This window comes from Mycolicibacterium neworleansense (assembly GCF_001245615.1).
GTDB classification, from domain to species: domain Bacteria; phylum Actinomycetota; class Actinomycetes; order Mycobacteriales; family Mycobacteriaceae; genus Mycobacterium; species Mycobacterium neworleansense.
Genome location: NZ_CWKH01000001.1, coordinates 2,059,863 through 2,079,220 on the forward strand (window position 1 = coordinate 2,059,863; position 19,358 = coordinate 2,079,220).

At 65.5% G+C, this 19,358-nt stretch carries 16 protein-coding genes; 10 read left to right on the forward strand and 6 right to left on the reverse strand.

Annotated features, from left to right (window positions below; translation table 11 throughout):
- Window positions 1-102: 102 nt before the first annotated feature.
- Window positions 103-570, reverse strand: coding sequence for a MarR family winged helix-turn-helix transcriptional regulator (locus BN2156_RS09710; RefSeq protein WP_090512863.1), 468 nt, complete (start codon window positions 568-570; stop codon window positions 103-105).
- 145 nt (window positions 571-715) lie between these two features.
- On the opposite strand from BN2156_RS09710, the gene BN2156_RS09715 reads away from it, so the two are divergent.
- From BN2156_RS09715 to BN2156_RS09725, 3 genes are read left to right on the forward strand one after another with little or no spacing between them, the layout of a single operon-like run.
- On the forward strand, window positions 716-1,846 hold the full coding sequence (locus BN2156_RS09715) for a spirocyclase AveC family protein (RefSeq protein ID WP_090512867.1): 1,131 nt from the start codon (window positions 716-718) through the stop codon (window positions 1,844-1,846).
- A gap of 50 nt (window positions 1,847-1,896) precedes the next feature.
- Window positions 1,897-3,540 (forward strand): nitric oxide reductase activation protein NorD, encoded by a 1,644-nt coding sequence (locus BN2156_RS09720; protein WP_131725149.1) that lies wholly within the window; start codon window positions 1,897-1,899, stop codon window positions 3,538-3,540.
- Between the two features lie 22 nt (window positions 3,541-3,562).
- Entirely contained in the window at window positions 3,563-4,399 is an 837-nt protein-coding gene (locus BN2156_RS09725) for a CbbQ/NirQ/NorQ/GpvN family protein (RefSeq protein WP_090515714.1), read from the forward strand.
- Window positions 4,400-4,405: 6 nt separating this feature from the next.
- Here BN2156_RS09725 and BN2156_RS09730 read toward each other — a convergent pair whose 3' ends face one another.
- A complete protein-coding gene (locus BN2156_RS09730) occupies window positions 4,406-6,052 on the reverse strand; it encodes a GMC family oxidoreductase (protein WP_090512871.1) in 1,647 nt (548 codons plus the stop codon).
- A gap of 88 nt (window positions 6,053-6,140) precedes the next feature.
- On the opposite strand from BN2156_RS09730, the gene BN2156_RS09735 reads away from it, so the two are divergent.
- The 7 genes from BN2156_RS09735 to BN2156_RS09765 are packed head-to-tail and all read left to right on the forward strand — an operon-like array spanning window position 6,141 to window position 14,156.
- Complete coding sequence (locus BN2156_RS09735; protein ID WP_090512874.1) at window positions 6,141-7,358, forward strand: MCE family protein; 1,218 nt, start codon at window positions 6,141-6,143, stop codon at window positions 7,356-7,358.
- The gene (locus tag BN2156_RS09740) at window positions 7,355-8,383 is read left to right on the forward strand and encodes an MCE family protein (RefSeq protein ID WP_090512876.1); all 1,029 of its coding nucleotides are present in this window, start codon (window positions 7,355-7,357) and stop codon (window positions 8,381-8,383) included. The genes BN2156_RS09735 and BN2156_RS09740 overlap by 4 nt, the downstream gene beginning before the upstream one ends.
- On the forward strand, window positions 8,383-9,465 hold the full coding sequence (locus tag BN2156_RS09745; protein WP_090515715.1) for an MCE family protein: 1,083 nt from the start codon (window positions 8,383-8,385) through the stop codon (window positions 9,463-9,465). The genes BN2156_RS09740 and BN2156_RS09745 overlap by 1 nt, the downstream gene beginning before the upstream one ends.
- Window positions 9,462-10,778 (forward strand): MCE family protein, encoded by a 1,317-nt coding sequence (locus tag BN2156_RS09750; protein ID WP_407661655.1) that lies wholly within the window; start codon window positions 9,462-9,464, stop codon window positions 10,776-10,778. The genes BN2156_RS09745 and BN2156_RS09750 overlap by 4 nt, the downstream gene beginning before the upstream one ends.
- Window positions 10,775-11,995: an MCE family protein gene (locus tag BN2156_RS09755; protein ID WP_090512881.1), complete on the forward strand. Its 1,221-nt coding sequence runs from the start codon at window positions 10,775-10,777 to the stop codon at window positions 11,993-11,995. Before BN2156_RS09750 ends, BN2156_RS09755 begins: the two co-directional genes overlap by 4 nt.
- Complete coding sequence (locus BN2156_RS09760) at window positions 11,995-13,617, forward strand: MCE family protein (protein WP_090512884.1); 1,623 nt, start codon at window positions 11,995-11,997, stop codon at window positions 13,615-13,617. Before BN2156_RS09755 ends, BN2156_RS09760 begins: the two co-directional genes overlap by 1 nt.
- Window positions 13,618-13,658: 41 nt before the next feature.
- Window positions 13,659-14,156: an Rv2253/PknI dimerization domain-containing protein gene (locus BN2156_RS09765; RefSeq protein WP_090512885.1), complete on the forward strand. Its 498-nt coding sequence runs from the start codon at window positions 13,659-13,661 to the stop codon at window positions 14,154-14,156.
- Window positions 14,157-14,231: 75 nt separating this feature from the next.
- Here the strand turns inward: BN2156_RS09765 and BN2156_RS09770 are convergent, their stop codons facing one another.
- Genes BN2156_RS09770 through BN2156_RS09785 form a run of 4 tightly spaced genes read right to left on the reverse strand, consistent with a single transcriptional unit; the run spans window position 14,232 to window position 19,218 of the window.
- Entirely contained in the window at window positions 14,232-15,047 is an 816-nt protein-coding gene (locus BN2156_RS09770) for an acyl-CoA thioesterase (RefSeq protein ID WP_090512887.1), read from the reverse strand.
- Window positions 15,044-16,273 (reverse strand): CoA transferase, encoded by a 1,230-nt coding sequence (locus tag BN2156_RS09775; RefSeq protein WP_090512890.1) that lies wholly within the window; start codon window positions 16,271-16,273, stop codon window positions 15,044-15,046. Before BN2156_RS09775 ends, BN2156_RS09770 begins: the two co-directional genes overlap by 4 nt.
- A 13-nt stretch (window positions 16,274-16,286) precedes the next feature.
- Window positions 16,287-18,443: a dehydrogenase E1 component subunit alpha/beta gene (locus tag BN2156_RS09780; RefSeq protein WP_090512892.1), complete on the reverse strand. Its 2,157-nt coding sequence runs from the start codon at window positions 18,441-18,443 to the stop codon at window positions 16,287-16,289.
- Between the two features lies 1 nt (window position 18,444).
- Window positions 18,445-19,218, reverse strand: coding sequence for an HAD-IIA family hydrolase (locus BN2156_RS09785; RefSeq protein ID WP_090512894.1), 774 nt, complete (start codon window positions 19,216-19,218; stop codon window positions 18,445-18,447).
- Between the last annotated feature and the right edge of the window lie 140 nt (window positions 19,219-19,358).

Sequence of the window (19,358 nt, forward strand, 5' to 3'; positions counted from 1 at the left end):
CGATCGTCGACATCACCGAGACGCCGTAGCAGATGTCCGAACTCGCGCGCTCTGGGTAGGCACGAATTCTGGGGCAGCCCATCCAGGTCAACGGTGCGGGCTTTACCGCAGCGGGTTGGGAACTGGAGACTGCGGCACGCCGCTCAGCTTGCGAAGAGTGGCGATGCAGTCATGAAGCTCTTCGAGGGCGACACCGGCCACCTTCGCGCGGAAGAACTCATGCAGGCGGCGCAATGACTCCTGCTGCACGTCCGCGCCGCGCGGCGTCACCTCGATTCGGGTGACTCGCCGGTCGGTTTTCGACGGTGTCCGGCGCAGCAGCCCCGCGGTGATGAGCTTGTCGATGTCTGAGGTGATCGTGCTGGGCAAAACATTGAGGTATTCGTGCAGCAAACCGGGGCGGTCGAGCCCGGCATGGACCAGGAACACGATGCCCAAGCCGCGTTCAGAGATGGCGTACTCGTGAGCCACGGGGATGGTGAGTGCTGAAAGCATGCGTTGAACGTCCATGACGGCGCCGAGGAAGTCGACGATGTCGGCATCGTCAGCAGCGCCAATGGTGTCGGTCACGCTGCCATACGATACCCGCCCGCCCCCCACCAGAGCCTCGCGTCAAAATAGTTCATAATCTGAACAATGTGCGCTATCGTCCTCCACTGAGGCGAGATTCGTCTCACGCGTCAACAACGGTCGCGGTGAAACAGCACGGAGTGTCATGGAGCCACCGATTCGTGTCGATAAACCCACGGGCGCCGACGACGGCACGCGCCCGTCCGTGAAGGCGCGTTGGAAGGGCTGGATCGGCTGGACCGTCGCCGTCGCGCTGGCGATCGTCGTTCTGGCAAGTGCGGAGAAACACGGCCCGGTATCACCGGAGAACGCGAATCCAGATGGGTTAGGTAAGCCACCGCCGGTGGAACCGCTGTTGTACCCCTTTGATTGGGTGTTCTGGGGACAGATATTGGGCGCGCTTCTCGCCGTCGGCATCCTCATCGCATCGGTGGTGGCTTGGCGACGTCAGCCCGGTCATCCGGTCGTACTCATGGTCATCGCCACCAGCACCCTGTTGTGGTGGGACCCGATCAACAACTGGGCCATCGGGTTGGTCTACAACCCGAAGATGTGGCACTTTCCCCGAGATTGGCCGTGGTTCAACATCTCTCCGATCATCGAACCGCTGACGTCCTTCATCTACTCGCCCTACGTGCTGCTCCCCTACTTCCTGGCCATGCCGATCCTGCGCGCCCTTCAGCGCCGCAGCGACCCGAAGGGCTTCGTATGGCGTCACCCGCTGGTCTCGATCGCCGTGCTGACGTTCCTCATCGGCGTCGTCTGGGATGCCGCCCAAGAGATCTTGCTGACGCGGGCTCAGTTCCTGACCTATACCCATGTCATCGAATTCGGCTCGATCGATGTGGGCAAGTACAGTCAGTTTCCGCTGTTGATGGCCAGCGTGCTCATTACGATCATCATGATCCCGGCATCGGTGCTGCTCTATCGCGACGACACCGGAAAGACTCAGGCGGACAAGATCGCTCAGCGACTGCACCTGCACCGCCGCCACCCCAAACTCGCCACGTTCCTGGTGATGACACTCGTCCTCAATGTCGCGATGATCAGTTTCAGTTCGACCTTCTGGCTCGTGCGCGCGACGGGCGCCGCGTCTACTGTGGCCTGCCCGTGGCCATACCCACAAGCCAAGACCTGGGATCCGCGCGGTTACTACGAAGCCCAGGGTGCCCCGGGACCGTTCACCGCCGGTGAGGCGAGCACCTGGCAGATCGGTCAGCCCGACGGCAGGCCAACCGACATCACAGTGGAGTCCGACCGCTGCAATTCCCAGTGACCTCGGCTGGGGTCGGGCCAGAGAACGACCGCGCACCTCACCTGTACGGCATGCTCGCGTCTGCCGTCGCCGGCCGCCGCATCGAAGTGGTCGCCGGCAGACCCGATGAGCCCGCCTGGTCCGATGGTCACACGATCGTCGTTGATCCTACGCAAGATAAGCAACGCGCCATCGAAGCGGTGGTGGTCCACGCCGCACTGATCGGCGCCGGCAGCCTGGCGGGCGAAGTCCTGCGGCCGCTGGTGTGGCGCAGCAGATTACGCCGTCGCTTCCTGTGCATCGAGGGTCCACGCGCGGTCGCCGGACTGCGGGGTCTATTGCCGCGGTCGCTGACCTACATGATCTGTGACGACGCTGCGGCGCTCAGCGACTCACCGGCCAGTTCTCTGGCGCTGGCCCGAACCCGTGCGGCCATACCAGAGTTCGGACTCTATCTGGGGACACTGCGGCCACGAGAGATACTGTCGGCACGGCGCAGAGATTCGGTGGGCGCGGTGGGGCCCAACGCGTCCCTCGGTGACAGCAGCGATGTTGAGCGGTCCGCGACCGATGACAGGCCGACACAGCCTGTACCGCAGGCCCGGATGCCCGACGACTCCTCCTTGTTCGCGGCCGGGAACGGCTCCACATTGATTGGGCGCCTCCTGAGGGCAATGATGCGCGGCGCAGGTCTTACCGACGAGGACGGGCCGATCGGCGGTGATTGCAGACCAAGTGCGAGCGTGGTGGGCCGCACCGGCTCAACCCTGTCCATGGCAGGGCCAGTCGCGGACGAACCTGGTATTTCCCATCCGGACAAACTGTTTCGATATCCCGAGTGGGATTCGAGGATCGAGAGCTACCGACCCAACTGGTGCACAGTGCGGGTCATCGAACCCGACAATCACGCTGGCTGTTCGGTGACCGCAGCCGAGCTGGGTCTGCGACGGCCGCTGTCTCGCCTGGGAACTGGAGCCGAGATCGGCCACCGGCAGCCCTACGGAGACGACATCGACATCGATGCCGCCATCGAAAATCAGATCGGCGTACTCGCCGCACGCGACCCCGACGAGTCGTTCTACCTCGCGACTATTCGTAACCGGCGGGACCTGGCGGCGCTGATTCTGCTTGACGTCTCCGGGTCCACCGCCGAGCCCGGCATGGGGCGGGTTGCCGTTCACGATCACCAACGGGCAACCGTGGCCGCGCTGGCCACGACCATGCATCGACTCGGCGACCGAGTCGCGGTGTATGCCTTCTCCTCGCACGGTCGCCACAACGTCCGGTTGACCGCGTTGAAGACTTTTGCCGAACACAGCGAGCAGCCGCTGCTCAACCGTCTGGACCGCGTGCAGCCATCGGGATATTCGCGACTGGGCGCGGCAATCCGGCACGGCGCCAACATCATCGAGCAAGGCGGTCACACCTCCCGGCGCCTGCTGGTGGTGGTCTCGGACGGGCTTGCGTTCGACCACGGATACGACCTCGATCACGGTGCCCGAGACGTTCGGCGAGCCCTCGCCGAAGCACGTGGTCGCGGTACCGGATGTCTGTGCCTGACTGTCGGCGCCACTGGTTCCGGCGAGGATCTTCGACATGTCTTCGGCACTGCCGCGCACGCCGCGGTTCCCCTGCCCGACCAGCTCGCATCGGTCATTGTCCGCCTGACTCGAACGGCGTTGCGCACCGCCGATGTCCGACGCAGACCCCGCTAATCACGAGAGGATCAGCATCCCGATGCCCACACCCGTCGATGTGGCGACACCCGCTCCTACCCCGCCGACGCAGCGGCCCTTCTACCACGCCGTCGGCAATGAAGAGCGGGTGTTCACCGCGGCGTTCCGACAACAACTTCCGGTGTTGCTCAAGGGACCGACAGGATGCGGAAAGACACGATTCGTCGAGGCGATGGCCCACGACATGGGGCGGCCGCTCATCACCGTCTCATGCCACGACGACCTGACCACCGCCGACCTCGTTGGACGATTCCTGCTGCGCGGCGGGCAAACCGAATGGGTCGATGGGCCACTGACGCGCGCGGTACGCACCGGCGCGATCTGCTACCTCGACGAGGTGGTCGAGGCTCGCCAGGACACCACTGTCGTGCTTCACCCCCTCGCCGATCACCGGCGAACACTCCCCATCGAACGCCTCGGTGAAACCGTCACTGCCGCACCGCAATTCTGCCTTGTCGTCTCCTACAACCCTGGCTATCAAAGTGTTCTCAATGACCTGAAGGATTCCACGCGGCAGCGCATGGTCGCGATCGAATTCGGCTATCCGGAGCCAGACGTGGAGATCGCCATCGTGCAACGCGAAAGCGGCGCCGACGCCCACACCGCACAAGACTTGGTCCGCCTTGCGCAGGCCATTCGGCGTCTTGACACGGCGGGGCTGCGGGAGGTGGCCTCGACCCGGGTCCTGGTTGCCGCCGCCCGCCTCACCGAGGCCGGTCTGCCGCTGCGCGAGGCCGCCGAGGCCGCCATCATCGCCCCACTGACCGATGACCAGGCTGTCGGCGCGAGCCTTCGGCAGCTGCTCGATGTCTACCTGGCAGACCCGCCGCACAACTGACGGGTATCAGCCGGCGAGGATCAGTTCGGCGGCGTGCTCGCCGATCATCATCGACGCGGCATTCGTATTGCCCCCAACGATGCTCGGCATGACCGAGGCGTCGGCCACCCGGAGCCCCTCCACGCCCCTCACCCGCAGCGAGGGATCGACCACCGCCCGGTCATCAGTTCCCATCCGGCATGTCCCGACAGGGTGATAGACGCCAGATGCGTTGCGCCGTACGAAGTCCACCAGGCCGGCGGCCTTCACATCGGACCCCGGCAGCACCTCACGACCTACCTCACGCGAGAACGCCGGATGTGTCAGTGTTTCGCGCACCAACTCCATGCCGGCCACCAGGGTCGCCAGATCTCGAGGTTCGGCCAGATAGTTGGGGTCGATCAGTGGCGCGGCAAAGGGATCAGTCGAGGCCAAGCGCAGGGTCCCGCGGCTCTCGGGATAGATCATCGTCGGCAGCAGCGTCAATGACAGCGCCGAATCCACCGGCAGGTGCAGGCCCGGCTGATCCTGATTCTCCGGATAGCCCATCGGAAGGATGAACATCTGCAAGTCCGGAACGTCGCTGCCGCGGCGCGTTCCGCTGTCAACGAACGCGACCGCCTCGAACAGCGTGTGCGCCAGATACGTCGATCTCGGACGCGCGTATTCCCGCGCAGCGACGGTCGCGAAACTCAGTGGAGAAGCGCTGCGCCCACCGTGGGCCTGGTAGGACAGCGGCACGAACAAGTGGTCGTGCAGATTGTCACCCACCGGCACGTCCGCGACCACCGTGATCCCATGCTCACGCAGGTGCGCTGCATGGCCGACGCCGGAGAGCATCAGAAGTCGCGGCGAACCGAGCGACCCGGCGCTGACGATCACCTCGCGATTCGCGCGGGCAACGCCGATCGGTGCCCGCTTGCGACCGGCAGCCAACTCCACACCCGTGGCGCGGCCGTTGTGTACCAGCACCCGGGTCGCGGTCACGCCGGTGAGCACGCGCAGATTGGTTGGCGCATCCCACAAATACCCGCGATCGGTCCCCACTCTGCGGCCGGCGCAGGCACTCTGCTGTATCGGCGCCACCCCGGCCTGCCGCGCACCGTTGTAGTCGTCATTCATCTCAACTCCGGCGGTCGCCGCCAGCGCGGCCATGTAGCTTTCGGTGACGCCGGCCAGACCCGTGGCCCGCTCCACGGCAATGGGTCCGTGTCCGCCGCGCAGCTCGCTGGGGCCGTCCTCGAAACTCTCCAGGCGGCGGAAGGATGGCAGCACGTCGGAGAACGCCCAGCCCTTGGCTCCATCGGCAGCCCAATCGTCGTAGTTCTGTCGATGTCCGCGCACGAATGCCATTCCGTTGATCACGCTTCCGCCACCGAGTACCCGCCCATGCGACTGGGGAAGCTTGCGGCCGTTCATATGTCGCTGCGGGACGCTGTAAGCAGGCCAGGTGACCAGCCGCTGCAGCGGGGTGACCGCGTGGATTGCTCCACACATGCCGGGAACCGTTACCAGCGGGCCACGTCGCCGGCGGCCCGACTCGATCAGGGTGACTGTCGCACCGGTGTCGGCCAGTCGCCGGGCCACAATCGCCCCTGCGCTACCCGATCCCACAACCACGTAGTCCGCCGGCTCCGGCCCGGCAGAATCTCCGGCCACCCGTGCTCGTTTCATCCAAGGCCTCCGTTGACACTAGATTCATTTCAGATTCTGAAATATTATCGGCATCACTGTAGCCCGCTCGACGCGAGGGAGGTAGTGGGTGGGGCAACCACGAAGGTCCGGTGATCGACGGCGCCGACCGCAATACCCGCGAGTCCTTGCCGGTCTGATCACCATCACGGCGCTCGCCGGAGTCGTCGTGCTGGCTGTCAGCCTGTTTCGCGGCGACTTCAGTCAGGGACTGCCGGTGACAGTGCTCTCCGAGCGTGCCGGATTGGTCCTCAACACCGATGCCAAGGTGAAACTGCACGGAGTTCAGATCGGCCGGGTCACCGCCATCACCGCCCGACCCGGCGGTGATGCCGCCATTCAGCTTGCCCTCGACGAATCCCAGATCCCTCTCGTGCCGGCCAACGTGCTCGTCGAGATCGCCTCGCCCACCGCGTTCGGCGCCAAGTCAGTCGAACTCATCGTCCCCGAACACCCTGTATCGCAGCGGATCTCAGCCGGACAAATCATCGAAGCACGCCATGTGATGGTGGAGATCAACACCCTCTTTGAGCAACTCACCACATTGCTCGACCACGTCGCACCCGACAAACTCAACGAAACGCTCTCGGCATTGGGATCGGCGCTGGGTGGGCGAGGACACCAAATCGGGCAGACAATCGACGATTTCGATGCGTTCCTGGCCGCCACCGAACCGGCCCTTCCGGCCTTGAGCCGCGAGTTGTCGGTTGCGCCCTCCGTCTTCAACGCCTACGCCGACGCGGCACCAGACCTGGTCACCACCGTCGACAATGTCACCCGCATCAGCCAGTCCATCATCGATGCGCAGGACCATCTCGACGCATTTCTGCTCAGCACCATCGGGTTGGCCCACAGCGGCACCCCGATACTGAGCGAGAACGGCCGGCCGTTGGCCGACGCGCTACACCTGTTGGCTCCCACCACCGATCTGACCAACGAGTACAACGCCGCGCTGCACTGTCAGCTGACGGCAATGGCATACATATCCAAGTGGGAGCCGCTGCGGATCCCCGCTGCCGAGGTGATCGCCGGCCTCACCGCAGGGCAGGAACGCTATCGCTATCCCGGCGATCTACCGAAAGTCGCGGCGAAAGGCGGGCCGCACTGCGAGGACCTGCCGGTGCCGTTCCTCGGCCGGCCCCGCTGGGTGGTCGCCGACACCGGCGCCAACCCCTGGAAGTACGGAAACCAAAACATCCTGCTCAACACCGACGGGCTCAAACAATGGCTTTTCGGCCCGATCGACGGCCCACCGCGCAACACCGCCCAGATCGGACAACCCGGATGACACGGCGCACCACGACAACCGTCATCAAATTCGGCACCTTCGCCGTCGTCATGACAGTGCTGACCGCCATGCTCTTCGTCATTTTCGGCGAGTACCAACCCGGTTCCAAGACTGCGTATTCGGCGATCTTCAGGGATGTCTCCAGCCTGCGCGAAGGCGACTCGGTGCGCATGGCCGGCATCCGGATCGGAACTGTCGAAAACGTCTCGCTCCGTGCGGACACCACCGTCGAAGTGCACTTCGACGCCGATCGAGCCGTCGTTCTCACCCCCGGTACGCGAGCGGTGGTGCGCTATCTCAACCTCGTCGGCGACCGGTACCTCGAACTGATCGACAGTCCCGGGCCCAACGGCACGCTGGCCGCCGGGGCACAGATCCCCCTCGAGCGCACCGCCGGAGCACTCGATCTCGACCTGCTGCTCGGCGGTCTGAAGCCCGTCATCCAGGGCCTCAAGCCCGACGACATCAATGCGCTGACCTCGTCATTGATCGCAATCTTCCAGGACCAAGGCACCACCTTGGATTCACTCATGTCCAAGACCACGTCGTTCACCAACACCTTGGCCGACAACAGCGCCACCGTGCAGTCGGTCATCGACAACCTGAAATCCACCCTGCAAACGCTGTCAAAGGACAGCGATCAATTCTCCGGAGTGATCGACCGCCTGCAACGACTGGCCGACGGTTTGTCGACAGACCGCGATCCGATCGGCGCAGCCATCGAGTCGCTCAACAACGGCACGGCCTCCATGGCCGAGCTTCTGACCCAGGCGCGGCCGCCCCTGTCCGGCACTGTCGACGAACTCAACCGCCTGGCACCGCTACTCGACCAGGACAAGGACCGGTTGGAAACCGGTTTGCGCATGGCCCCCGAGAACTACAACAAGCTCATCCGCACCGGCGCCTACGGAAGCTTCGTCAACTACTACCTGTGCGGCATCGCAGTCCGCGTATCCGATCTTCAAGGCCGGACCGCCGAATTCCCCTGGTTCAAACAAGAAACCGGAAGATGCGGGGAGCCGTGATGCTGAAATATCGTGGCGCACACCTCATCCGATCCGGCTTCATCGGACTGGTCCTGGTGACACTGATCATCGCGGTCGGACTGCAACCCGAACGCTTGCTGTCGCTGGCATCTCAAATCACCTATCGGGCTTTGTTCACAGAAGCCGGGGGGCTCACCGACGGCAACAAGGTCAAGCTGTCGGGCGTAGACGTCGGGACCGTCACCGACGTGTCCTTGCAGGGCCTGCAGCCCCTGATCACCTTCAAGGTCGACGCCACGGTACGGCTGGCGTCGGACACCTCGGCACACATCCGCACCGGCAGCCTCCTGGGCGAGCGGATGCTGGTGCTGGAGTCCGTGGGCAACGGAACCCTGCGCCCGTTCGACGTGATCCCGCAGACCCGCACATCTTCGCCGTACTCACTAACCGACGCTGTCGGCGACCTGACGCGCAACACCGCAGCAACCGATACCACGACGCTGAACCAGGCGCTGCAAACCCTGGCAACCACCATCGACCAGGTCGCGCCCCAGCTCGGCCCCACCTTCGACGGGCTCACCCGACTGTCAAGATCACTCAACACCCGCAACCACACGCTGCAACAGCTACTCTCCTCGACCTCGGAAATCACCGGCATTCTGGCCGACCGCAGCCAGCAACTCAACGCCCTGATCCTCAACGCCAACGACCTCGTCGATGTCCTCGTGCAGCGGCGGCAAGCGATCATCGAGCTACTCGCCAACAGCTCCGCAGTGGCCGAACAACTTTCGGGACTCATTCACGACAACCAGCAGGAGCTCGCGCCCACCCTCGACAAACTCAACGCTGTCACCGCGATGCTGGAACGCAGCCGCGACAACATCGCCAAGATGCTGCCCTCGCTGGCGAAATTCCAGATCACCCTTGGTGAAACCGTGGCCAATGGCTTCTACTACAACGCCTACGTCCCCGACCTCATCCCCGGCAATCTCCTACAACCGTTCCTCGACTACGCGTTCGGGTTCCGGCGTCCAGGCAACACCGGACGCCCTTCCGACAACGCGGCACCACGCGCCGAGTTCCCCATACCCCGCAACGGTATTCCGGAGGCACCCCGATGATGACAACCGCCCGGATCCGATGGACTGCGGCCGTGATGCTGGTCGCCCTGATCGCCGCCGCCTCGACATGGCTCGCCCGCGTGACCCTATTCGCGCCGAAAACCATCACCGCGCACTTCACACACGCCAGCGCGATCTATCCCGGGGATCAGGTCCGAGTGTCAGGAGTGGCAGTCGGCACCATCGACGCCATCGACCCCCATGGGACCCAGTCCACAGTGACCATGCGCATCGACCGCCAGGTGCCTGTCCCCAGCAACGCCAATGCCGTCATCGTCGCACCAAACCTCGTCGCCGCCCGCTACATTCAGCTCGTCCCCCCAAGCACACCCAGTACCACCGTCATCGACGACGGCGCACTGATCCCGATCGACCGCACCGCGGTCCCCGTCGACTGGGACGAAGTCAAACAACAACTCATGCGCCTGGCCACCGACCTGGGCCCACACAACGGTGTGTCGACCACCTCAGCCGCCCGGTTCGTCGACAGCGCCGCCAACGCCATGAAGGGCAACGGCGACAAACTACGCCGAACACTGGCCGAACTGTCCGGCGTCGGCCGCATCCTTGCCGACGGCAGCGGGAACATCGCCGATATCCTCGAAAACCTCCAAGTGTTTGTCAGCGCCCTCAAGGACAGCAACGTACAAATCGTCCAATTCCAGGACCGGTTCGCCACGCTGACCAGCACTTTGGACAACAGCCGATCAGAACTGGACGCGGCGCTGACCAATCTGTCGACGGTCGTCGGTGAAGTTCAGAACTTCATCTCCGGCACCCGCGACAAGGCCAGCGAACAGCTACAGCGGCTGACCAACGTCACGCAGACCCTCGTCGATCACCGCAAGGACCTCGAACAGGTTCTCCACGTCGCACCCCACGCCCTGGCCAATACCGTCAACATGTTCGACCCCCAATTGGGCTCTGGGACCGGCGCATTCGTCCTGACCAACTTCTCCAGCCCGGTCCAGTTCATCTGTTCCTCAATCCGGGCCATCGCCAACGTGACGGCGTCCGAAACAGGCAAGCTGTGCGCGCAGTACCTCGCGCCGGCACTCAACGCTGCGAACTTCAACATGCTGCCGTTCCCCATCAACCCGTTCCTGGCGAAATCCCCACCGCCGGAGGACTTGATCTATACCGAACCCGGCTTGATGCCCGGAGGCGCAGGGCCCAGCCCCGGCCCGCCCGAAACACCGCCCGCCGTTTCGGCCTACGGCCCCGCGCCCGCCAATCCCCTCGGACTGCCCGACATGCTGCTGCCGGCCGAGCCGGCGCCGGCCCAACCGAAACCAGGGACACCACAGCCATGATCAACGCTTCAACGCTGCGTCGGATGGTGAGCGCCGGGTGTTGCCTATTGCTGACCTCGACGGCCGGATGCGCCTTCCACGGCATCAACTCCCTTCCCCTTCCCGGCGCCGTCGGACGGGGTCCGGACGCGCGGATATACCACGTCGAGATCGCCAATGTCGGTACGCTCGAAGCGAACTCACCGGTGATGATCAGCGACGTCGTTGTCGGCAGCATCGCCTCGATGCAAGTCAAGAACGGCCATGCCGACGTGGAGGTCTCGATTCGGCCCGACGTACCGGTACCGGCCAATGCCGTCACCACCATCGGCCAAACCAGCCTGCTCGGCTCCAGCCACCTCACCCTCGATCCACCCGTCGACCAAGCCCCGACCGGGCGATTGCCGGCCGGCTCGACACTGACGCTGAACCAATCGTCGACCTACCCAACCACCGAACAGACTCTCGCCGCGGTGTCAGCGCTGGTCAACTCCGGCGGCCTCGGCCAAATCGGCGACATCATCCACAACATGAATACCGCGCTGTCGGGCCACGAACCACAGCTGCGCGACCTGCTCGGACGGTTGGACCGGCTGGTCGGCACCTTCGACGCCCAACGCAGCGACATGGTCGAAGCAATGCGCGCAGTGGACCGCCTCACCGGCACATTCGGTGCACAGAAGGACGTGCTGACCCGCGCGCTTCACACGATGCCCGGCGCACTGGACGTACTCGTCAAGCAGCAACCGACCTTCACCTCGGCATTACACGAACTCGGCGTTTTCGCCGAAACCGCAACACAAGTGGTCGATGAAACCCAGGCAGACCTGGTCATCAACCTCCGCAACCTCCAACCCACGATCTGCAGCCTGGCCAACGTCGGACCCGATCTGGACCGAGGGCTGGCGTTCCTGTCCAGCTACCCACTGACCCAGGACTTCATCGACCGCGCGGTACGGGGCGATTACATCAACCTGTTCGCCACCATCGACCTGACCGTCAACCGGCTCAAGAGCGGGATGTTCCTCGGAACCCGTTGGGGGCAGGAAGGATTGACCCTGGTCCCCGCCCCCGGGGATCCCGGCTACGACGCCTACTACAGCAACAACCCCCTGGCAGCCGGCATAGCCCCACCGATGACGCCCAACCCCACCGGCCTGCCCGAAGGTGCCGGGCCGCCCCCACCCCGCATCCCCGGCACACCGCCGCCCACCAACGGAGCCATCGGAGGCTGCTGATGCTGACACGCTTCATCCGCACCCAGCTGGTCATCTTCACCGTGGCGTCAATGATCGGTATCGCAGCAATGGCTTTCTCCTACATACAAGTGCCCACGCTGCTCGGAATCGGACGGATCACCGTCACCTTGAATCTGCCCGGCGCCGGCGGCCTGTACCGCTTCGGCAACGTCACCTACCGCGGCAGCCAGGTCGGCAAGGTGACCGCCATCGAGCCCACCGCACAAGGAGCCAAAGCAACACTCTCGCTGCAGAGCTCACCGAAGATTCCGGCCGACCTGCAAGCACAGGTTCGCAGCGTCTCGGCGATCGGTGAACAGTACGTGGAACTACGCCCACGCACCGACGCCGCGCCCTACCTGCACGACGGCTCGGTGATATCTGCCCACGACACCACCATCCCCCAACAGGTCGGCCCGATGCTCGATCAGCTCAGCGCCCTGCTCGCCAGCGTCCCCAAAGACTCACTGTCCCAGCTTCTCAACGAAACCTCCCAGGGCCTCGGCGACGCCGGCTATGACCTCGGCTCACTCCTCGACTCGTCCGCACACGTCGCCGGCGAGCTCACCCCGACCGCAGAACGGACCCGCCGACTCGTCGAAGACAGTGAGCCGCTGCTCGATTCACAAGCCCAGACGTCGGAGGCGATCCGGGTCTGGGCTCGCAGCCTGGCTGGTGTCACCACGCAACTGACCACCAACGATCCGGAGATTCGCGGACTGCTGCAACGTGGTCCCGGAGCCTTTCAGGAAGCGACCCGCCTCCTCGAACAAGTCAAACCCACCCTTCCGATACTGCTGGCCAACCTCACCTCGATCGGACAGGTCGGCGTCACCTACCACCCCGCACTCGAGCAGATCCTCGTGCTGCTGCCACCACTGACCTCCATGTTCATCGGCGCCGGACCGAACAACAACTACGTCGGCAAAGGCCTTGGCGATTTCCGGCTCACCGTGGCAGACCCGTCGCCGTGCACCGTCGGATATCTGCCGCCCAACCAGTGGCGCGCACCCGACGACACCAGCCCCGCCGAGACCCCCGACGGGCTGTACTGCAAACTGCCCCAGGACGCACCCATCGCTGTACGGGGTGCCCGCAATTACCCCTGCATGGGACACCCCGGAAAACGTGCACCGACAGTCGAAGAATGCGACAGCGACAGACCCTTCGAGCCGCTCGCCCAACGCCAGCATGCGCTCGGCCCCCACCCCTTCGATCCCAACCTGATCAGCCAAGGCATCCCGCCCGATTGGCGAGTCGGACAGAACGATCACATCTACGGCCCGCCCGAAGGCACACCTGCCGCACCCGGTCAACAACCGCCCGGCGTTTCACTTCCGGCGCCGCCAGACGCGCCACCAACGAGTGCCCCTGCACCATCGGTATCCGAAGAACCTCCGCCGGTGCAACCGAGCGTCCCACCGGATGCTCCCGCCGCGCAGCCCCAAGCATCGGGGCCGCTGCAGCCGTACGGTTTCGGTGCCGACCAGCCCGTGACGATCGCCCGCTATGACCCCGGCACTGGAAAATACCTGGCTCCCAACGGGCAGGTCTACGAACAACGCACCCTCTCCACCGACGGCCAGACGCAGACATGGAAGCAACTCATCATGCCCGGATGACCCCTGACCCCCGCCACTCAACGGAGCTGAAGGAGATCGCCATGTTTGTGAGCCGCGTCGCCGCGTCACTGACCATCCTGACCGCAGCAGCGACCCTGAGCATCGCTACAGCCGCTGTGGCCCAAGCCCTTTCATGCGACCGGCCGATCAACGGGACGTTCACCGCAACCTCGGACGGGCAGTGGGCCAAGACCCGCGAAGTGTTTCACGACGAAGCGACCGTCGTCACCACCTGGACCGTCAGCTCCACGTGCGACGACGTCATGCACTGCGCCGGCAACATCCACAGTCAGCAAGGCTGGAACAGCGATCTGCGCTGCCAATCCGGTCACTGGTACACCACGCATCGCATCCAGGATTGGCAACCCTGCCCCGACGGCAGCACCACGCCCGGGGACCAGTCGTTCCGCTTCTGGCGAGTCTCCGACAACCCCGAAACCTTCGAAGGCTACGACCGCACCATCGGCCCCAGCGGCGGATGCGGCGTCAACCTTTGGCTCACCGTCGAAATGCCACTCACCATCACCAAGACCGGCTGACCGAACGTCCCCCCGCAGCGAGCGCCGGCACCGGGAACACACACCATCCAAGCTGTGGGCGGTCTTCACTCAGTGTCAGCGAGTTTCGTGGTCCGAAACCCGCTCGGCGACCAGCCCCTCCTGCACCAACGTCGCCGCAACCGCACCGTCGGCGCGCAGCAAGCTTGACGTGATCAGGCCACGGCCCCGCGCGGCGGCCGGCGAGCGCGATTCCAGCAGGTTCCATTCGCCGGCCCGCACCGGGCGGTGAAACCAGATCGACGAATCGGTCGTGCCACTGCGGTGACTGCGCGACCGCATGCTGTAGCCGTGCACGGCCAAGGCCGGATCGATCCCGTACAGGTCGGTGATGTACACCGCGATCAGCATGTGCACCAACGGATCCTCGGGCAGGTCGGTGGTGACCCGCCACCACATCCGTCGCACGAACTCTTCGCCCTCTCCGGCATCGTCGATGCGGATGTCGAACTCATCGAGCGGCAGGGATGGCGCCGGCCCGGGCGGCCCGGTGCACGGCAGCACCTCGGGATCGTGCGGCATCGCACTCAACCCGTGTTCGGGCCCGGCCAGTGCGGTCGCGAACGACACCGTGGCCGTGGTCAGCATGCGGCCATGCTCATACGATTCGACGCGCCGGGCCGACGCCGTACGCCCGTCGTACACCCGGGAGACGCGGTGCTCGACTGCTTCCCCGGCGTCCCCGCCGCGCAGAAACTGCAGGTGCATGTTGGTCGGTGTCCGGTCATAACCGACCGTCCGGCATGCGGCCGCCAGGCTCTGTGCGGCCAGCAGGCCGCCGTAGGCCCGCTTGCCCTCCGGACCGCTGGCCCGTCCGGTGAACACCTCACCGTCGGCGGCACGTAGATCCAAGAGCTTCAGCAGGGTACTCACCGCTCGTCGGTACCCGTTGCGACGGTGCCGGATTCGGTCAAGGCGTCGATCTCCTCGGTGCCGAGGCCGAGATGTTCGGCCAGCACGGCGGTGGTGTCGTCACCGAGCGCTGGCGCGGGGACCGCCGGCGGATACATGCCGCCGATCGATACCGGCAGCCCCGGTGCCAGGTAGGTACCGATACGGGGTTGCTCCAGCGGAGTGAACAGCGGGTTGGCGACCACCCGGTCGTTGACGGCTACCTCGGCGAAGCTGCGGTACCGCTCCCAGAGCACCGAGGTGCCCGACAGCGCGGCACTGATCTCATCGGCGGTGTGCTCGCTGAACCACAGGGTGAACAGCCCGGTCAAAGCGTCGCGGTGGGTGTAGCGCTGGCCTTCGTCGGTGAAGTCGGCACCGAACGCCTCGGCAAGGGCGGCAACGGCTTTGGTGGTCCCGGTGACCTCGGTGAGGTCACGGAAGTGCCGGCCGGTAAGCGCCACGAGCATGAAGCCGACGCCGTCGCTGCTGGTGAAGTTCTGCCCGTAGGTCCCGTAGAGCGTGTTGCCGAGACGCTCACGGCCGGTGCCGTTGATCATCACCTCGGTCAGGAACCCGAGATTGCCCGCGGTGGCCAGCGCGACGTTCTCCAACGGGATACTGATCCGTGCCCCCTCACCGGTCGAATCACGTTCACGCAGCGCGGCACTCACCGCCAGCGCCACGTACAGTCCGCAGCTGACATCCCAGGCCGGCAGCACATGATTGACCGGGGTGGCCAACTGTGCGGGCCCGGTGACCATGGGGAAACCCAGACCGGCGTTGACCGTGTAATCCACCCCGGTGCCGCCGTCGGCCCGGCCCGACACCTCGACGTGGATCAGGTCAGGCCGCAGGGCGGACAGCACATCGTAGGAATGCCATTGCCGCCCCGCCACGTTCGTGATGAGCACACCGGCCTCGGCGATCAGCCGTTGCACCAGCTGCTGCCCCTCGGGTGAGCGCATGTCAGCAGCCAGCGATCGCTTGCCCTTGTTCAGCCCGGCCCAGTAGATGCTCTCGCCACCGTCGGTGAGCGGCCAGCGGTGGTAGTCGGCAGCGCCCCCGATGGGGTCCACCCGCACCACCTCGGCCCCCAGCTGGGCCAGGGTCATGCCCGCCAGCGGCACAGCGACAAAGCTGGAGATCTCGATGACGCGCACCCCGGCCAGCGGACGGGTCGGATCCGGCGTTACAGATTCAGCCATGCCAGTCAAGCTATCAAGCCCGTTCGCCGACCAGTTTCACCGCGGCGGCCTCGATGGTGTCCTCGGACAACAGCACCTCCCGTGCGGCGTCGCCCAGCGGGATGAAACTGTCGGCGCTCGACACCCGCTGCACCCGGCCCGAGTAGCCGTGATCGTCGAGTTCGGCCAGCACACCTTCCCCGACTCCCCCGGTGCGGCGGGTCTCGTCGACGATGAGCACCCGGCCGGTCGCCTCCGCCTCGCGCAGCATGTCCTCGACCGGCAGCGGCGACAGCCAGCGCAGGTCGACCACCCGGGCGGCGATCCCGGCCCGCTCCAACCGGCGGGCCACCCGCAGGCTCATCCACAAACCGTTGCCGAACGTCAGGATGGTCAGGTCCGCGCCGTCGCCATGGGTGCGGGCCGCGCCGATGCGCACGGGTTGGGACGGATAGGCCGCCAGCCACTGCTGATCGCCATCGGTATAGAGGTCCTTGGTGTGGTACAGGGCGATCGGTTCGAGGTAAACACACACCGCGCCAGCGGTTTTCGTGGCAGCTACACAGGTGTGCAGCATGGCCGCGGCGTCATCGGGCCGGGCCGGACAGGCGATCACCACCCCGGGGATGTCGCGGATCGCGGCGATCGAGTCGTCGTTGTGAAAGTGACCGCCGAACCCCTTCTGATAGCCGAGGCCGGCGATCCGCACCACCATCGGATTGCGGTACTGGCGGTTGGAGAAGAACTGCAGAGTGGCCCCCTCGCCGCGGATCTGGTCGGCGGCGTTGTGCAGATAGGCCAAATACTGGATCTCCGGGATCGGCAGCAGACCCGATACGCCCGCTCCCAGCGCCAGGCCCAGGATGGTCTGTTCGTCGAGCAGGGTGTCGAACACGCGCGCAGGCCCGGCAGCAGCCTGCAGGCCGCGGGTCACGCCGTAGACGCCGCCCTTGCGGGCGATGTCCTCGCCGAACACGATCGCCTCCGGATGCGCCTGCAGCACCTCCTGCAGCGCCCGGTTGATGGCCAGCGCCAAGGTCAGCGGCGGACCACCTGGTTCAGCCGGGGCGACAGACACCGCCCTGGCGTCGTCGAGCGTTTCGCGCAGCGGTCGCATCACCGCCGTCGTGCTGTCCAACTGCGGACAACCGCTGACCGCGCGGGCCAGCTCCATCACCTCAGCCCGTTTGTCCTCGTACCGTTGTACGACCTGCGCGGGGGTCAAGATGCCATGGGCGACAAGTGTTCTCGCGGTGTTGAGCACGGGATCGCGCTCATAGTCGGAGAGGATCTCGGCGGGCCGCCGGTAGGACTGCTCGTAGTCGGTGCCGGCATGCCCCATCAGTCGCACCGTCCTCAGGTGCAGGAACGCCGGTTTGCGTTCGTGGCGCACCCAATCGGCGGCGGCGCGTGCGGACTCAAGCGCGTCGACGAGGTCGCAGCCGTCGGCCGCGACGTACCTCAGCCCTGCGCGGTCCCCGTAGGCACGGGCGATCCAGCCGCGCGGCGTCGGTGTGCTGATCCCGATGCCATTGTCCTCGCACACGAACAGCAGGGGCATCGGCAGGCCTTGGTAGGCGGCGTGCAGGGCCGCGTTGACGGCGCCGGCGGTCGTCGAGTGGTTGGCCGAGGCGTCACCGAAGCTGCACACCGTGACCGCGTCGTCGGGCCATGGGCAGACCACGCCCAGCTTGCGGGTCCGGGCGATCGAGAATGCGACCCCGACCGCCCGGGGCAGATGCGAGGCGATGGTGGAGGTTTGCGGGATGATGTTCAGGTCATGACGGCCGAAGACCTTGTGCCGCCCACCCGAGATCGGCTCGGCGGTGGCCGCCACCAGCCCGAGCAGCACGTCGCGCAGCGGATCCGAGCCGTCGACCTGCGCGGCGCGGGCCAGGTAGAAGCCGCCTGACCGGTAGTGCAGCAGCGCCGGATCGGTGGGCCGCAGTGCGGCGGCGACGGCCGCATTGCCCTCGTGCCCCGACGATCCGATGGTGTAGAAACCCTTGCCCTGCGAACGCAGCCGGCGCGCGGCCAGGTCCAGATGCCTGCTGCCGAGCTGAGCATCGAAGAGCGCCAGCGGGTTTGGCACGTTGAGCGTGGGCGCTTCCCCCCGCCCGGGTGCGGTCAGCGCCGCTACCGTCGCGGTGAAGTACTCATCGATGGGCTCAATCCCCGAAACAACGGCCATCTCAGATCAATTCGATGGCTTCGGCGATCGAGGGCAGCACCCGGCTGGGCCGGAATGGATAACGTTCGATGTCGGAGACCGACGTCGACCCGGTCAGCACCAGAATTGTCTCCAACCCGGCCTCGATCCCGGCCACCACATCGGTGTCCATCCGGTCCCCGACCATCACGGTGCTCTCCGAGTGCGCCTCGATCCGGTTGAGCGCGCTGCGGAACATCATCGGATTGGGCTTGCCGACGAAATAGGGGTCGCGGCCGGTGGCCTTGGTGATCATCGCGGCCACCGATCCGGTCGCGGGCAACGGCCCCTCCGCCGACGGGCCGGTGACGTCGGGGTTGGTGGCGATGAACCGGGCACCGCCGAGGATCAGCCGGACGGCCTTGGTGATCGCCTCGAACGAATACGTGCGGGTCTCCCCCAGCACCACGTAGTCCGGCGCGATGTCGGTCAGGGTGTAGCCGGCCTCGTGCAGTGCGGTGGTCAGCCCGGCCTCACCGATCACATACGCCGAGCCCCCCGGCTGCTGATCGGACAGGAACGCCGCCGTGGCCAGGGCCGAGGTCCAGATCGATGCCTCGGGGATGAGCAATCCCGATCGCGCCAGCCGGGCGGCCAGATCGCGCGGCGTGAAGATCGAGTTGTTGGTCAGCACCAGGAACGGCCGTTCCTTGTCGGCCAGGGTCTGCAGGAATTCGGCGGCACCCGGGAGCGCATGTTCCTCGCGCACCAGGACGCCGTCCATGTCGGTTAGCCAGCACTGGGCAGGTGGACGCACGGGTCAAGTCTGCCAAGTTGCGCCGCGGATCTGGGGCCAACCGGGTGATAGCGGTGTAAACGCACACCGAGACCGCACTCAGGGACAGATTTTTCGCGATTCTTGTCCCTGAGCGCAGTCTCGGTGAAGAGCGGGCGCTA

Coding starts and splice junctions, on each gene's coding strand:
- BN2156_RS09715 (WP_090512867.1), top strand. CDS start 716: ATGGAGCCACCGATTCGTGTCGATAAACCCACGGGCGCCGACGACGGC.
- BN2156_RS09720 (WP_131725149.1), top strand. CDS start 1,897: ATGCTCGCGTCTGCCGTCGCCGGCCGCCGCATCGAAGTGGTCGCCGGC.
- BN2156_RS09725 (WP_090515714.1), top strand. CDS start 3,563: ATGCCCACACCCGTCGATGTGGCGACACCCGCTCCTACCCCGCCGACG.
- BN2156_RS09730 (WP_090512871.1), bottom strand. CDS start 6,052: ATGAAACGAGCACGGGTGGCCGGAGATTCTGCCGGGCCGGAGCCGGCG.
- BN2156_RS09740 (WP_090512876.1), top strand. CDS start 7,355: ATGACACGGCGCACCACGACAACCGTCATCAAATTCGGCACCTTCGCC.
- BN2156_RS09745 (WP_090515715.1), top strand. CDS start 8,383: ATGCTGAAATATCGTGGCGCACACCTCATCCGATCCGGCTTCATCGGA.
- BN2156_RS09750 (WP_407661655.1), top strand. CDS start 9,462: ATGATGACAACCGCCCGGATCCGATGGACTGCGGCCGTGATGCTGGTC.
- BN2156_RS09755 (WP_090512881.1), top strand. CDS start 10,775: ATGATCAACGCTTCAACGCTGCGTCGGATGGTGAGCGCCGGGTGTTGC.
- BN2156_RS09760 (WP_090512884.1), top strand. CDS start 11,995: ATGCTGACACGCTTCATCCGCACCCAGCTGGTCATCTTCACCGTGGCG.
- BN2156_RS09765 (WP_090512885.1), top strand. CDS start 13,659: ATGTTTGTGAGCCGCGTCGCCGCGTCACTGACCATCCTGACCGCAGCA.
- BN2156_RS09775 (WP_090512890.1), bottom strand. CDS start 16,273: ATGGCTGAATCTGTAACGCCGGATCCGACCCGTCCGCTGGCCGGGGTG.
- BN2156_RS09780 (WP_090512892.1), bottom strand. CDS start 18,443: ATGGCCGTTGTTTCGGGGATTGAGCCCATCGATGAGTACTTCACCGCG.